The organism is Geobacillus uzenensis (genome assembly GCF_002217665.1).
Taxonomy (GTDB): domain Bacteria; phylum Bacillota; class Bacilli; order Bacillales; family Anoxybacillaceae; genus Geobacillus; species Geobacillus subterraneus.
This window is the reverse complement of record NZ_NEWL01000002.1, coordinates 562000-576315: the sequence shown is the minus strand read 5'-3', so window position 1 is coordinate 576315 and position 14316 is coordinate 562000. Positions and strand designations below refer to the sequence as shown.

Here is a 14316-nt window from a genome sequence, read left to right as displayed (position 1 = left end):
AGGCAAAACATAGCAAGGAGGGAAAAGCAGAATCGTCGCATTCCCCTGTGCGACGCGCTCTGCGAAAAAACGAATGAGCCAACCGATTGAGCAAGAAGCGCTTTTTGAACTCCGTTTTTGGATGCAAATTCTTGGCGACCATTGCCGGTTTATTGTTGAAGCGCTCGCCGAAAGCGAGCGGGCAGAAATCAATGAAGCGAAACAGCTGCAGCGCCTGTTTGACGACTTGCTCGCCGAAGCGCGCCGGCCGGAAGCCGCCGCGGCGTGGTCCGCGCTTATCATCCGCGGAAAAGAAGCGGGTGAACGGCTGCGGGCGTTCAAACTCCACTTGCTGCGGCGCCATGTAACCGAGTCGTTTCGCTTTTCATTGCCGCCGACGTTTTTGAACCATATGGTGAACGAACTTGATGAATGGTTGCGCCTCGCTGACTGCTATGCCCAAGGAAAGCGGCCGCCGCGCGTTCATCCGCTTCATCACGATTTGCTTTGGCTGCTTGACGCCGCCGGCCATGCCGGGGCCATTCACGACCGGCTCGACCATACGGAAAAGCAGCTGAAGCAGCAAAGCCATACGTTCACGAAGGAATGGGAAGCCTTTTATCTGAAAGCCATTGAGATGGCCGGCTACTTGCGGGCTAACGTTCATCAGTTTCCGGCGCTTTCCCGCTTCCACCGTCAAATCGAGCTGGAAATGGCCATTTTCCAAAGCTTTTTGCACGAACTCGAGGAGATGGAATTAAACAATGAAGTGCTTGGTGTGCTGTCGCCGCTCATGGCCGACCATATGGCGCGCGAAGAATGTTACTATTTGCAAAAGCTGGCCGAGACTACCGGCGAGGTGAAGCCACCGGCGTGCGACCCGACCAAGCCGCGGACGGAATAGCCGGCATGAGAAAAAGCGGTTCGCCCGAAGGAACCGCTTTTCCGCAAAATCACTGATCGCGCCCGGCGACTGGCAAACAACGCCCGGCGGCCGCGTTCTGTCGAAGTGTAAAAAACTATGCCCCGCACCCGTCTTCTGTTACGATGGCAGCGGCAGGCGGCAAGCGCCAGTGGCCGCCCATTCGCTCACCAACGCCTGCAACGTTTGGCCATCAACGGCGGCAAAATAGCGGCGCAGCTCATCCTCGTCATGAATATAGACGCGCCGGCGCTGCCGATAGGCCGGATTTTGCCATAAACAGACGAGGGCGACGATGTCGCGTAAATGAATGTCGCGTCCGGCAACCGTAAACAGCGGATCGCCTTCGTATGGCAGCACATCAAGCAGCGTCGCCTCAAAATGGCGCAAATACAACACGGACAGCGTCCGCTCTTCACCGCCGTCACGATAGGTGACTTCTGAGCGGTTAAAATAGTCTTCAAACGTATTCGACTGCGATTTTTGCAGCTCTTCGCCGTACAAGCGGCAAACGTTCATGAGCGCCCCCCTTCCCGATCAGCCGTTTTTTCTTTAGTTTACCATATTACGGCTTTTCGTCGCTCAAATTTTCCGCCAATTTTTCAAAAAATAAATCTGCCTCCCGCTCGAGCTCGCCATCATCCGCCCATTCAGGCAGCGGCGGCAGCTCCTCGAGCGTTTTCAGCCCAAAATAGTCAAGAAATTCCGCTGTTGTGCCATACAAAATCGGGCGCCCGGTTCCTTCGGCGCGCCCAACCTCTTTGATGAGCGCCCGGGCCATTAGTGTCTGGAGCGGCTTGTCGCTTTTCACGCCGCGAATTTCCTCAATCTCAGCGCGTGTAATCGGCTGGCGGTAGGCGATGATGGCCAGCGTCTCAAGCGCCGCCTGCGACAGCGACGACGCCCCTGGCGCCTCAACGAGCTTTTTTAAATACGGGGCGTGCTCTTTTTTCGTCGCCAGCAAAAACACGCCAGCCAGCTCTATGAGCTGAATGCCGCGCTCCTCCCGGCTGTAGTCTTCCCGCAGCGCCGCAACGACCGCTTTCGCCTCCGATTCGTCGACATCGAGCACAGCGGCGATTTGGGCGAGCGACAGCCCCTCGTCGCCGGCAGCAAACAGCAGCGCTTCAACGATCGCCTTCGCCGGGCGCCCCGCGCCGGCACCGTCTTTTTTTACCGTTTCCTGTTGTTCCATCGCGCTTCGCCGCGCCAAGCGTTCCTAGCTGGCGCAACAGTCCCCCTTTCTGTCCGTTTCCGTTGGCCGCCAAGACGGCAGCCGTTCTACGCGGGCGGCGCGCACCGCCTGTCCACTATGCCAGCAGAACATTGTTTGCGCTATTTACCCAATCGGCGGCGCCGCAAAAGGAAAGCGGCCCGCTGCCGCGAACCGCCGCAGCCAAACCGGTGCGCCCTAAACGGCCGGGTGTTTGGCCGCAATAAACAAATCACTGAAATTCCGCTCTTGTTCAATGATAATTTTATTTTGCTTCATCAATTCCAAAATGGCTAAAAAAGTGACGACGATAGACGAACGGTCATAAGCCGGAAACAGCTCATAAAAGTGTTTCCGCCTGTTTGTTTGTCTCAACTCATGCAAAATTTCCGCCATCCGCTTTTCGACGGAAATGTCTTGCCGGGTGATCTTCGTCCGCACCGGTTTTTGCAGCTTTTTGCGGCGCAGCAGTTTCGACAAGGCGCCCAGCATATCGTATACGTTGACGTCAAGCGGCACTGCCGCCTTTTTTTCATCGGCATACGCGCTCAAGTCGCTTGGCGGCTTTGTAAATAAAAGCGCCCGCTCTTCTTCGCGCTGTTTCAGCTCTCGCGCCGCTTCTTTAAACTTTTTGTATTCGAGCAGCCGCTGCATCAGCTCTTCGCGCGGATCGTCCGCCTCGACAAACTCGATGTCGCCGTCGGCCTCTTCCTCCGGCGCCGGCAGCAGCATTTTGCTTTTGATCGCCAGCAGTGTGGCCGCCATCACTAAATATTCGCTGGCGATATCCAACTCGAGCTCTTGCATGGCGTGAATGTACGCCATATACTGTTCCGTAATTTGCGCTACCGGAATATTGTAAATATCAATCTCATAGCGATTGATTAAATGCAAAAGCAAATCAAGCGGCCCTTCAAACGCTTCAATTTTGACACTGTACGGCAATTGCACATCCATCCCACCATTTTTTCCACAGCCATCGTCCGTGCGTCCCGTCCTCGGTTGCGGTACATTTATTGTACCATAATCAAACGATGAAGCGAACGGAAAGCGGCCGCTTTTTTGCCCTTGGGGCCGCGGCGGCGTATAATGAAGAAGGAAGCTTTCCCTTCGGCATGCCAGCCGCTGCCGTCAGGCAGGGAACAAGGCGGCGTCAACTTCACCCCGCCGGCGGGGCCGCTTTCAAGCTAGTCAGGCCTTTGCGAAAGGAACGATGGCTGATGTATCCGAAGGCGTATATTGATTATTTAGTCCATTTCCATGGCGACCGCGACTATTTTGAATGCCATGAAATTTTAGAGGAACAGTGGAAACGAGACGGCCGAACAATGGAATGGCTTGTGCTGATCCAAATCGCGGTCGCCTTCTACCATTATCGGCGCGGCAACACCTCTGGGGCGCTGCGCCTTGTGAAACGGGCGCGGGTGCTGCTTGAGGGTGCGCGCGGGATGATTCGCCGACTCGGCCTCGATGATCGGGCGCTCGCCGCCCTGCTCGATGATACAGCCAGGCGCATCGCCCATGGCGAACCGTATGAAAGCATCGAACTGCCGATTGCTGACCGCTCGCTCTATGAGCAATGTCAGGCCGCCTGTGCCGAGCGGCAGCTCGTTTGGGGGCAGGCAAGCGACACCGCCAATATGGACGTGATCGACAAACACCGGCGGCGCGACCGCACCGACATCATCGCCGCCCGCGAACAAAAAAAGCGGGCCAAAGCGGAGGGGAAATAAGCTCCCCCCTCCGCCGCCCGCAAAAGCGCGGCGCCGCGCCGAGTTTTTATTCAGCTAGCACGTTTGGCATTTATCGAAAAACGAGGCAGTCCACTCATTGGCGCACAGCCGGCGGTCAGGGTACGCCTCTTTTAACGCCTTGACCATCTGTTTCCCGATCCCTTGGTGGCGGTGTGACGGGTTGACGCTGATGTGTTGGATTTGCACAACATCGGGAGCGCGCAGCAGGACACCGATAATGCCGACGATGTCATCCCCTTCTTTCCATAAAAACAGTTGCCAATCGCTGTTCGTTTCATATTGTTTGATCGTCTGCTGCAGCCGTTTCAAGTCTTTTTCCGTCGGCATAAACGACAGCAGTCCCATGGCAATTTTCTCATAGTTTTTTCGGTAACGGATCAACATAAAAATCCCTCATTATCGACAAGCGCTTTTCCGAAAAGGAAAAGTGTTTGTCATTTTCTCTATACGTATTATAAACATTCTCACCGATATTGTGAACCATTTCATGCCTTTTTACGCAAATTACGCAAGCGTCCGCAAGACATTCGCCATTTCGATCGCGGAAACAGCAGCCTCCCATCCTTTATTGCCCGCTTTTGTGCCGGCCCGCTCGATCGCCTGCTCGATCGTATCGGTTGTCAAAACGCCGAAAATGACCGGAACGCCGCTTGCAAGCGCCGCGTGGGAGACGCCTTTGGCCGCCTCGCTGCACACGTAGTCAAAATGGCTCGTCGCGCCGCGGATGACGGCGCCAAGCGTAATGACAGCGTCAAATTGCTTCGATTCGGCCATTTTTTTCGCCACAAGCGGAATTTCAAACGCGCCCGGCACCCACGCGACCGTGATGTCGCTGTCGCTGACGCCATGCCGCGTCAAGCCGTCAATGGCCCCGGACAACAGCTTGCCGGTGATGAATTCGTTAAAGCGGGCGACGACGATGCCGATTTTCAGCCCGGTGCCGACGAAATTTCCTTCGATGACGTTCATGGTTCGTTCCCCTTTCATCAAAAATGAAGCATATGCCCTAATTTTTCATATTTCGTGCGCAAATACTTTTCGTTTTCCTTTTTCGGCGGCATTTGAAGCGGAACGCGTTCGACGACTTCGAGTCCGTGCCCTTTTAAGCCGGCGATTTTGCGCGGATTGTTCGTCAGCAGGCGCATTTTCGTCACGCCGAGATCTTTTAAAATTTGCGCCCCGATGCCATAGTCGCGCAAATCGGCCGGAAAGCCGAGCTTCTCGTTCGCCTCGACGGTATCATACCCTTGCTCCTGCAGCTTGTAGGCGCGCAGCTTGTTCATGAGGCCAATGCCGCGCCCTTCCTGGCGCATGTAAAGCAGCACCCCGCTCCCTTCCGCTTCAATTTGCCGCAGTGCCGCATGCAGCTGCGGGCCGCAATCGCACCGATACGAACCGAACACATCGCCGGTTAAACATTCCGAATGGACGCGCACGAGCGTCGCTTTGTCCGGAACGATCTCGCCTTTCACGAGGGCGACGTGCTCTTTTCCATCTAAAACATTCGTATAGCCGATGGCGCGAAACTCGCCGAACTCGGTCGGCAGTGAAATTTCCACTTCGCGTTTCACTAGTTTTTCCCGCTGGCTTCGGTACGCGATTAAATCTTTAATCGTAATCATTTTTAGTCCGAACTGATCGGCAATATCCCGCAAATCAGGAACGCGCGCCATCGTCCCGTCTTCTTTAATAATCTCGCAGATGACGCCGGCCGGCTTCGCTCCGCATAAGCGGGCCAAATCGACCGCCGCCTCCGTATGGCCGGCGCGCCGCAGGACTCCTCCTTTTTTTGCTATTAACGGAAAAATATGCCCTGGCCGTTTGAAATCGCTCGCCTTTACGTCCGGATCAAGCAGCGCCTGGATCGTCGCCGCCCGCTCGTAAGCACTGATCCCGGTCGTCGTCGTTTTGTAGTCGACGCTTACCGTAAACGCCGTGCCGTGTGCATCGGTATTATGAGTGACCATCGGCTCAAGCCCGAGACGCGCCGCCAATTCTTCCGTAATCGGGACGCAGACGAGCCCGCGGCCGTGCGTAATCATAAAATTAATGACGTCCGGCGTCGCTTTTTCGGCCAGCGCGACAAAATCCCCTTCATTCTCCCGGTCTTCGTCATCGCAAACGATGATCACTTCACCGTTTTTCAGCGCGGCAAGCGCCGCTTCGATCGCATCAAACATGGTCATTTACCCCCTTTTCCCACTCATTTATAGCCGTGCTGCTCCAAAAACCCAATCGTCAATCCGGAAGGCGGCGTTTCTTTCGCTGCGAGAAAGGCGGCGACGTATTTGCCGATCATATCGCACTCAATATTGACGAGGTCGCCGGGCCGTTTTTCGCCTAAAATCGTCGCCTCCCGCGTATGCGGAATGAGCGAAATGGTAAACGTGCGCTCGCTCAAGCCGAAAATCGTCAGGCTCGTCCCATCGACGGCCACCGACCCTTTCTCAATCATATATGAACGCAGTGAGGGCGGGACTTCGATTTCATAATAGACGGCGTTCGCCTTCGGCCATTGCCGGACGATGCGTCCGACGCCATCGACATGTCCGGTAACGAAATGGCCACCAAACCGACCGCCGGCCGCCATCGCCCGCTCTAGGTTCACCTTCGCCCCCGGCTTTAATGTGCACAACGCTGTTGCCTTCACTGTCTCCGGCATGACATCAACCGTAAACTGCCGATCCGTAAATGAAGTGACGGTCAGGCAGACGCCGTTGACGGCGATGCTATCGCCGAGCTGGACGTCTTCAAGCACCCGCCTGGCGCCAATCGTCATCACAATGGCGTCGCCCGTTTGCCTCATTTGTTCAATCGCGCCGATTTCTTCAATAATACCGGTAAACATCATGCTCTCCCCCTTCTTTTCGGTACAGCGACGATTTTGATATCCGGACCGACCGTTTCCACCCGCCGGATGTCAAGCTCCATCGCCTCGGCGAGACGCGAGAAGCCAAAACCGCCGATGGGCGTTGGCGCTTCGCGGCCGCCGATGAGTTTCGGAGCCATATAGGCGACGACTTCATTGACCGCCCCAGTGCGAAGAAAGCTGTCATGAACCCGCGAGCCGCCCTCGACAAACAATGACGTGACGCGCTGCTCGCCAAGCAGGCGGAGCACATCGCCCACATCAACGCGCGCGCTCGCCATCGGCACGATGCGCACCCCAAGCCGCTCATACGCCTTCATCTTTTCCCGGCCGACGCCGTTGCCGGTGATGATCCACGTTTCCGCTTCCTTGTCGGCAACAACATGGGCATCAAGCGGCGTATGCAAGTTTGTATCCAAAATGATCCGCAGCGGGTTTTTCCGCTGTTCCCCGATGCGAACGGTGAGCTTCGGGTTGTCGGCCATCACGGTGTTGACGCCGACTAAAATGGCGTCATGCTGGGCGCGGAGACGATGGACATCCTCACGCGCCGCGTTCGATGTGATCCATTTGCTTTCCCCTGTCGCCGTCGCAATTTTGCCGTCGAGGCTGCACGCATACTTGATCGTCACAAATGGCGTTTTCGTCACAATATAATGGAAAAACATGCGGTTTAACTCATCCGCTTCTTCTTTTAATATTCCGACATCCACGTCAATGCCCGCCCGGCGCAGCTTGTCAATTCCTTTTCCGGCGACAAGCGGATTCGGGTCGGTCGTCGCCACGACGACGCGGCGGACGCCGGCTTCGATGAGCAAATCGGCGCATGGCGGCGTTTTGCCGTAATGGCTGCACGGCTCAAGCGTCACATATACTGTGGCCCCGCGCGCCTTTTCGCCGGCCATGCGAATCGCATGCACCTCGGCGTGCGGCTCCCCCGCCTTTAAGTGGGCGCCGAGTCCGACAATCATGCCGCCGTTCACGACGACAGCGCCGACAGCAGGATTGGGGGACGTTTGACCAATCCCAGCCTTAGCTACATCAAGCGCCAACCGCATGTAATATTCATCGTTGTACACCATACCCACCTTTCCTCTATAAAATAAAAAACCCCGGAGACGCTCCGGGGCTTTGAGACGTGAGAGAATGATCCATGATGCGCATAACAGCAAACAAGAACATTCGTTCGTTAATCAAGGTTGTGTTTGCCGTACGGAAACGGAGGCTGTTGCCATGCGGGCCGGACGGCAGACGCCTCCTCTGCCGGCACCGCTCGGCTTAAAACAGCCGTGCGCACATTCTCATCCTTCTCCCATCCAGACTATACTGTCGGCTCCGGAATCGCACCGGATCGTGCCTATACGGCTCGCGGGCTGAGAGGCATCGGCCTCATCACCGCCGGTCGGGAATTTCACCCTGCCCCGAAGGATGCATAGCGATATGATTATGTTCTATTATACCACATTGGCAGCCTTGCATCATCACTTGGCGATCCAAAGCCAATATGCTGCTCCCCATAACAAGCTGACCGCCAGCAGGAAGAAAAACAACCGCCAATTGTTTCGGCTTGTCCGCTCGTCATCTTCCGTCCGCTGCTTACGGTTCGTCAACCACTTTCACTTCCTTCATCACATCGCCGTTTTTCATCGCCTTGACGATGTCCATCCCGGACGTTACTTGGCCAAAGACGGTATGCACCCCATCTAGGTGCGGCTGTGGTTCATGGACGATGAAAAACTGGCAGCTGCCGGTATCGCGGCCGCGGTGCGCCATCGAAATCGCCCCGGTGACATGCCGGTGCGGATTGTTGTCCGTCTCGCACGGAATCGTATAGCCGGCATCGCCCGTACCGTTGCCGCGCGGGCAGCCGCCTTGGCTGACAAACCCGGGGATGACACGGTGGAACGTCAGCCCGTTATAAAATCCTTCGTTCGCTAATTTTTCAAAGTTAGCCACCGTCACCGGCGCCTCATTCGGAAACAGTTCAAATTCAATTTTCCCGCCATTTTCCATCAAAATATAACCTTTTTTCGCCATCACGCTTCATCTCCTTTGTCACGCTTGAACCGTCTTTATCATACCATGATTGTCCAACGGAAAGAAAGCAAAAATGCCTGTTCACCCACACATCCAATGTTTTTTTAATATAATATATTGATATGAAGCACAAATGGGCATACTAGTGATAATAATAGGCGGGGTTGAACGATCAAGGGGGGCTTCCGGTGATGTTGTTGATGGCGGTAACCGTGATTGTATTTCTCGTTTTGTTTATCATCATGCCAAAACAGCTTTCAGTGCTTGAAATGTACACGACCTCGCTGTTTGCCATCTGTCTCGGCCTCTCTGCCGATTTATTTCTCGATCTCAAATACCATTTATACGGCTATTTTTATCCCGGGGTTGACGGGCTGGCATATTTGTTTATGACTTTTGTTTACGCCATCGTCAATCTTCTGTTTTTAAACGTTTACCCGCTGCGGCAGCCGGTTTGGAAGCAAGCCGCCTATATCGGCGGGTGGTCGCTCTTTTCCGTTCTCTATGAAATTGCCGCGCTGCGGACGGGGCTGCTGTACTACCGCGGCTGGAAGCTTTCCTACTCAGCGGCTTTGTACCCGCTTTTGTTCCTTATTTTGCGGATTCACTTTCTCCTTGTGCGCCGTCTGGCGGCGAAGGCGGAACGCCGTTTCGATAGAAAAACAGGCGGGCGTACGGTATAATGATAGTGCACTTTTTATGAACAGGGGGGAGCTGCGTGAAACGAACGATCGCTTCATCGCTGCTGGCGGTCATGCTGCTGGCATTTCCGGCCATGGCGACGGCCGATGCCGCACCGGGCGACGTCATTGTAACGCTCGGGGAAAACTTGACAGACGAGCAAAAGCAAAAAGTGCTCGAAGAAATGAAAGCGCCGGACGGGGCACAGACGGTTACCGTCTCAAACGCTGAAGAGCATAAATATTTGGATGGGCTCATCCCGAAAGCGCAAATCGGTACGCGCGCCATCTCATCGTCGATGATTACGATCGGCGAACCGGGCTCCGGACTGAATGTCGAGACGCATAACATCACATGGGTGACGAAAGAAATGTATACGAACGCCTTAATTACCGCCGGGGTGAAAGACGCCGACATTTACGTCACCGCCCCGTTCCCGGTGTCGGGCACCGCCGCGCTGACCGGGCTAATGAAGGCGTACGAAATTTCCTCTGACCAAGCCATTCCGGATGCTGTGAAAAAAGTGGCGAACGAAGAAATGGTGCAAACGGCGAAGCTGGCCGACTCGATCGGTCCGGACAAGGCGGTCGCCTTGCTGGCGAAAATCAAAGAAGAAATCGCCAACAATCCGCCGCAAACGGACGCCGATTTGCGCGCCTTGATTGAACGAATCGCCAACGACCTTGGCATTACGCTAAGCGAAAACGAAATCAACAGCCTCATTTCCCTCTTCCACAAAATGCAAAACGTGGATATCAACTGGGATCAAGTCAATGACCAGCTCAGCAAAGCAAAAGAACAACTGTCGGCATTTTTGCAGTCGGAAGAAGGAAAAACGTTCATCCAACATGTTGTTGACATTCTAAAAGAGATTTGGAATGCCATCAAATCAGCGTTCTCCTCGAGCCAATAAAAAAGCCCGCTTCACGCGGGCTTTTTTATTTTCTCACCTTCGCCTTGAACGGCAAATCGTGCTGGATTAAATCTTCATATGTTTCCCGTTTGACAACGAGCTGGGCGTCGCCATTTTCGACAAAGACAACTGCCGGGCGCGGCAGACGGTTGTAGTTGTTCGCCATCGAATAGCCGTAGGCGCCGGTGCAAAAGACGGCCAAATAATCGCCTGGCTTCGCCTCGGGCAGCGCGAGATCCCAAATGAGCATATCGCCCGACTCGCAGCACTTCCCGGCGATTGACACGGTTTCTGTTCGCTCGCCTAGCACCCGGTTGGCGATCACCGCTTCGTATTTCGCCCCGTACAGCGCTGGACGAATGTTGTCGCTCATTCCACCGTCGACCGCGATATATGTGCGGACATTCGGCACGTCTTTGCGAGAGCCGATCGTATAAATCGTCGTCCCCGCATCGCCGACGAGCGAACGGCCCGGCTCGATCCAAATTTCCGGCAGCGGAAGCCGATGCGCTTCAGCCTGCTTTTTCACTTCCTCGACGATGCAATCGACGTACGCTGACACCGGAATAGGATCGTCCTCCTCCGTATAGCGGATGCCAAAGCCGCCGCCAAGGTTGATGACCGAAGGGACAAACCCGTGCTCCTTGTTCCATTCCGCCATCTTTGTGAACACTTTTTGTGCAGCAAGCACAAAACCGGCCGTTTCAAAAATTTGCGAACCGATATGGCAGTGAACGCCAAGCAGCTGAAACGCCGGCGATCCCATCACACGGCGGAACGCCTCATCCGCCTGGCCGTTGTTTAAGTCAAAGCCAAACTTTGAGTCTTCCTGACCCGTTAAAATATAATCGTGCGTATGCGCCTCGACGCCCGGCGTGACGCGGAGCAACACCGGGACCGCCCGGCCGGAAGGAACGGCCAGTTGTTCAATGAGCTCGAGCTCGTAAAAGTTGTCAGCGACGATGCAGCCGACGCCATGTTTGAGCGCCATCTCCAGCTCGTCCCGGCTTTTATTGTTGCCATGGAAATGGATGCGCTCCGACGGAAATCCGGCAGCGATCGCCGTATACAGCTCCCCGCCCGACACGACGTCAAGCGACAGCCCTTCCTCAGCGGCGAGCTGCACTATGGCAATCGAAGAAAACGCCTTGCTCGCGTAAGCCACTTGCGCCCGCACGCCATGGCGGCGGAACGCTTCTTTAAACGCGCGCGCCCGCGCGCGGATCAACGCAACGTCATAAATATAAAGCGGCGTGCCGTACATCTCGGCCAACTCGACCGTGTCGACGCCGCCGATTTCCAAATGCCCTTTTTCATTGACGCGGCTCGTCCCATGAAAAAACATGAAAATCCCTCATTCCTCATCAAAATGGCGCAAAAAAGCAAAAAGACAGTTCGCGATCGGCAACTGCCTTGAAAGAACAAAGCCGCAGAGCGATCGGTTCTGCCACGCAACGGGCCGCTCTATACAGCCATGCACCCGGGCGCGTCCGAACGGAGCGGGCGGCCCGCCCATCCCGCACTTTCTAAGGTGCGGAACATCAAATATAACTTATCATAATTATATACAAGTTGCAATAGCGCCATCACGAGAAAAGCGGCCGTCAACATATGCCAACGGAAACGGCCGCATGAGCTGCCCACCGCCTGCGCTTCGCTTAGGGGTGGGGGCTTCAAGTAACTTGTGCGTGTTCGTTGAACGGTAAGCCACTCACAAGAACTATTTACGCTTCCCTTCGTTCCGAAGGTGTCCGTTCGAACCATCAACGATCCAATTTGTTGGCGATGGCCCACCGACATTTCTTTCCTTCCTGCTCATTGGGCGTCCGCCCTGCACATTCCTTGAGGAGGGAGACTTCTTTCGAGAATGACGTTAAACGTTGAAAAGGAAAACGGGAGCGATTCGCGTCACGATGGCTGCTTTTGCCGGTCTTGCGGATGGACGATGCTCGGGCGCACTTTCGCTCCAGCGGCCGAACGGCGGACGACAATTTGCATAAATGCCGCCGGATCAAAGGGAATAAATGGCCATAAGTACGGCGTGTTCAGCGAGCGGATGCTCGCTAACCAAAGCAAATAAACGGTCGTGCCGATCACGAGCCCTGGCACTTTAAATAAGGCGACCAATATGACAAGCGCCAAGCGGGAAATCTTATTGGCTATACTGAGCTCATAGCTCGGTGTCGCAAATGAGCCAATCGCCGCCACCGCGACGTACAAAATGACTTCCGGTACAAACAACCCGACATCGATGGCGATTTGCCCGATCAAAACAGCAGCGATTAAGCCCATGGCCGTCGACAGCGGCGTCGGCGTATGAATCGCTGCCATCCGCAGAAACTCAATCCCGAAGTCGGCGAGCAAAATTTGCATGACAATCGGAATGTTCGTCTGTTTGTTCGGCCCGATAAACGCCCACGATTCCGGCAAGAGCGACGGCTCGAGCACAAACAGCACCCAAAGCGGCAGCAAAAACAGCGACGACAAAATGCCTAAAAACCGCACCCAGCGGACGAACGTTCCGACCCCCGGCGACTGCCGGTACTCTTCTGCGTGCTGGACATGGTGGAAGAACGTCGTTGGCGTAATAATGACGCTTGGCGACGTGTCGACCATAATGAGCACATGCCCTTCAAGCAAATGCGTCGCCGCAACGTCCGGCCGCTCCGTGTAGCGGACGAGCGGGTACGGGTTATACCCTTGCTTGACTAAAAACTCCTCCACTGTTTTGTCACCCATCGTCAGCCCGTCAACATTAATTTGTTTCAACTCCTTTTTGACAAGCTCGACAAGCCCCGGGTCGGCGACATCTTTAATATAGGCGATGCATATATCGGTTTTCGATCGTTCCCCGACTTGCAAAATTTCAAGACGCAGCCGTTCATCACGGATGCGGCGCCGGGTCAACGCCGTATTGACGATAATGTTTTCAACATACCCGTCGCGGGCGCCGCGCACGACTTTTTCCGTATCCGGTTCTTGCGGCTGCCGGCCCGGGTAGCTGCGGACGTCGACGGCAAACCCGGTTGATTCGCCTTCGATCAAGACGATGATCAACCCGGACAGCAGCTTATCGACTGCCTCGTCAAGGCTTGTCACCGGACTCACTTGCTGGTGGACGAGCCGGTTCTCAATAATTTGCCGCGCTTGGGCGACTTGGCGCTCATCGTCATTGACGCGCACGATTTGTTTTAACAATTCGATAATATATTGGGTGTCGCATAAACCGTTGCAGTAATAAATATGTACTTCCCGGTTTAGCACGTGAACTTTCCGCACACCTAAATCAAAGCTTGTGCCGACGCCGATTCGTTTTTGTAAAAACTTGGCGTTGTCAACGAGTTTCTCCGCGATCGGCACTGTTTCCTTTTTCCCTTTTTCCGGCATGGCCATCACTCCTTTCAAGAATCAACTCGACCGCCTTGCGCGTAATGGGCGCCCCGTTTTTCGCATGGTCGCGGTATCCCATTTTGCCGATGTCGCCGATGCCGACGACAAGGGGTATGTTGAGCCGGTCAAGACAGTAGACGGTGTCGCCGTTAATCCGTCCGACGTCGAGATCGCGGACGCCTTCTTTATCGACTCCGTATTCTGTAATCAAGCCGTCACGGTCGATGCTGACGTGCACTTTTGTCCATTCGTGCTGGTGCGTATTGGAAGCAACCGCCAGCGCTCCGAGCACTTCAATTTGCTCATGCGTTGCTACGTAACGGAGCGCCTCTTCGCCCGATCCCTCCCCGATGGCGCCGCAATCGTCAAACATGACAAACACCGGGTCATGCGGCGTTTGCAAAATAAGCTCCACAAGCTGTTCGCCGCTTAGTTTCGTCGGATTGCCTTGCGAACGGGAGATGCAGCGGCCGCCAAGATCGGCGGCCACCCGCTCGATCGCCCGGCACGCGAATTCGTCCCCATCGGTCACTAGAATCACCCGTCGTTTTTTCATGA

Annotated in this window: 17 protein-coding genes and 1 riboswitch; of the genes, 4 read left to right on the top strand and 13 right to left on the bottom strand. The window is 55.0% G+C overall.

Translation table 11 applies throughout. The annotated features are described in order from the left end of the window. The first annotated feature begins 73 nt into the window (after positions 1-73). On the top strand, positions 74-883 hold the full coding sequence (locus B9L21_RS04460) for a DUF2935 domain-containing protein (protein ID WP_063165401.1): 810 nt from the start codon (positions 74-76) through the stop codon (positions 881-883). A gap of 138 nt (positions 884-1021) precedes the next feature. Here B9L21_RS04460 and B9L21_RS04455 read toward each other — a convergent pair whose 3' ends face one another. From B9L21_RS04455 to B9L21_RS04445, 3 genes are all read right to left on the bottom strand, one after another. Beyond that, positions 1022-1420: a hypothetical protein gene (locus B9L21_RS04455; RefSeq protein ID WP_063165400.1), complete on the bottom strand. Its 399-nt coding sequence runs from the start codon at positions 1418-1420 to the stop codon at positions 1022-1024. A 46-nt stretch (positions 1421-1466) separates the two neighbouring features. Beyond that, positions 1467-2096, bottom strand: coding sequence for an SMC-Scp complex subunit ScpB (gene scpB, locus B9L21_RS04450; RefSeq protein WP_063167311.1), 630 nt, complete (start codon positions 2094-2096; stop codon positions 1467-1469). 216 nt (positions 2097-2312) lie between these two features. Beyond that, on the bottom strand, positions 2313-3071 hold the full coding sequence (locus B9L21_RS04445) for a segregation/condensation protein A (protein WP_063165399.1): 759 nt from the start codon (positions 3069-3071) through the stop codon (positions 2313-2315). 59 nt (positions 3072-3130) lie between these two features. Between B9L21_RS04445 and B9L21_RS04440 the strand changes: the two genes are divergently transcribed. Next, on the top strand, positions 3131-3847 hold the full coding sequence (locus tag B9L21_RS04440; protein ID WP_225995616.1) for a DUF309 domain-containing protein: 717 nt from the start codon (positions 3131-3133) through the stop codon (positions 3845-3847). A gap of 54 nt (positions 3848-3901) precedes the next feature. On the opposite strand, the gene B9L21_RS04435 is transcribed toward B9L21_RS04440, so the two are convergent. From B9L21_RS04435 to B9L21_RS04410, 7 genes are all read right to left on the bottom strand, one after another. Next, positions 3902-4252 (bottom strand): GNAT family N-acetyltransferase, encoded by a 351-nt coding sequence (locus B9L21_RS04435; RefSeq protein WP_063165398.1) that lies wholly within the window; start codon positions 4250-4252, stop codon positions 3902-3904. 120 nt (positions 4253-4372) lie between these two features. Continuing rightward, positions 4373-4837, bottom strand: coding sequence for a 6,7-dimethyl-8-ribityllumazine synthase (gene ribE / locus B9L21_RS04430; protein ID WP_063165397.1), 465 nt, complete (start codon positions 4835-4837; stop codon positions 4373-4375). A 17-nt stretch (positions 4838-4854) separates the two neighbouring features. After that, a complete protein-coding gene (locus B9L21_RS04425) occupies positions 4855-6048 on the bottom strand; it encodes a bifunctional 3,4-dihydroxy-2-butanone-4-phosphate synthase/GTP cyclohydrolase II (protein WP_063165396.1) in 1194 nt (397 codons plus the stop codon). 23 nt (positions 6049-6071) lie between these two features. Next, positions 6072-6716, bottom strand: a complete 645-nt coding sequence (ribE, locus tag B9L21_RS04420) for a riboflavin synthase (RefSeq protein ID WP_063165395.1) — start codon at positions 6714-6716, stop codon at positions 6072-6074. Continuing rightward, complete coding sequence (gene ribD, locus B9L21_RS04415) at positions 6716-7816, bottom strand: bifunctional diaminohydroxyphosphoribosylaminopyrimidine deaminase/5-amino-6-(5-phosphoribosylamino)uracil reductase RibD (RefSeq protein WP_063167309.1); 1101 nt, start codon at positions 7814-7816, stop codon at positions 6716-6718. Before ribD ends, ribE (B9L21_RS04420) begins: the two co-directional genes overlap by 1 nt. A 221-nt stretch (positions 7817-8037) precedes the next feature. Then, positions 8038-8170, bottom strand: a riboswitch (FMN riboswitch). 48 nt (positions 8171-8218) lie between these two features. Beyond that, on the bottom strand, positions 8219-8347 hold the full coding sequence (locus tag B9L21_RS18030) for a hypothetical protein (protein ID WP_257722316.1): 129 nt from the start codon (positions 8345-8347) through the stop codon (positions 8219-8221). After that, the gene (locus B9L21_RS04410) at positions 8334-8774 is read right to left on the bottom strand and encodes a peptidylprolyl isomerase (RefSeq protein WP_063165394.1); all 441 of its coding nucleotides are present in this window, start codon (positions 8772-8774) and stop codon (positions 8334-8336) included. Before B9L21_RS04410 ends, B9L21_RS18030 begins: the two co-directional genes overlap by 14 nt. A 191-nt stretch (positions 8775-8965) precedes the next feature. On the opposite strand from B9L21_RS04410, the gene B9L21_RS04405 reads away from it, so the two are divergent. Beyond that, the gene (locus B9L21_RS04405) at positions 8966-9457 is read left to right on the top strand and encodes a CBO0543 family protein (protein WP_063165393.1); all 492 of its coding nucleotides are present in this window, start codon (positions 8966-8968) and stop codon (positions 9455-9457) included. 35 nt (positions 9458-9492) lie between these two features. Further along, positions 9493-10368 (top strand): DUF1002 domain-containing protein, encoded by an 876-nt coding sequence (locus B9L21_RS04400; RefSeq protein ID WP_063165392.1) that lies wholly within the window; start codon positions 9493-9495, stop codon positions 10366-10368. A 25-nt stretch (positions 10369-10393) separates the two neighbouring features. Here the strand turns inward: B9L21_RS04400 and lysA are convergent, their stop codons facing one another. The 3 genes from lysA to B9L21_RS04385 form a co-directional block, all read right to left on the bottom strand. After that, the gene (lysA, locus tag B9L21_RS04395) at positions 10394-11713 is read right to left on the bottom strand and encodes a diaminopimelate decarboxylase (RefSeq protein ID WP_063165391.1); all 1320 of its coding nucleotides are present in this window, start codon (positions 11711-11713) and stop codon (positions 10394-10396) included. A 563-nt stretch (positions 11714-12276) separates the two neighbouring features. After that, positions 12277-13755 (bottom strand): spore germination protein, encoded by a 1479-nt coding sequence (locus B9L21_RS04390; RefSeq protein WP_063165389.1) that lies wholly within the window; start codon positions 13753-13755, stop codon positions 12277-12279. Next, the gene (locus tag B9L21_RS04385; RefSeq protein WP_063165388.1) at positions 13703-14314 is read right to left on the bottom strand and encodes a stage V sporulation protein AE; all 612 of its coding nucleotides are present in this window, start codon (positions 14312-14314) and stop codon (positions 13703-13705) included. Before B9L21_RS04385 ends, B9L21_RS04390 begins: the two co-directional genes overlap by 53 nt. Positions 14315-14316 lie beyond the last annotated feature (2 nt).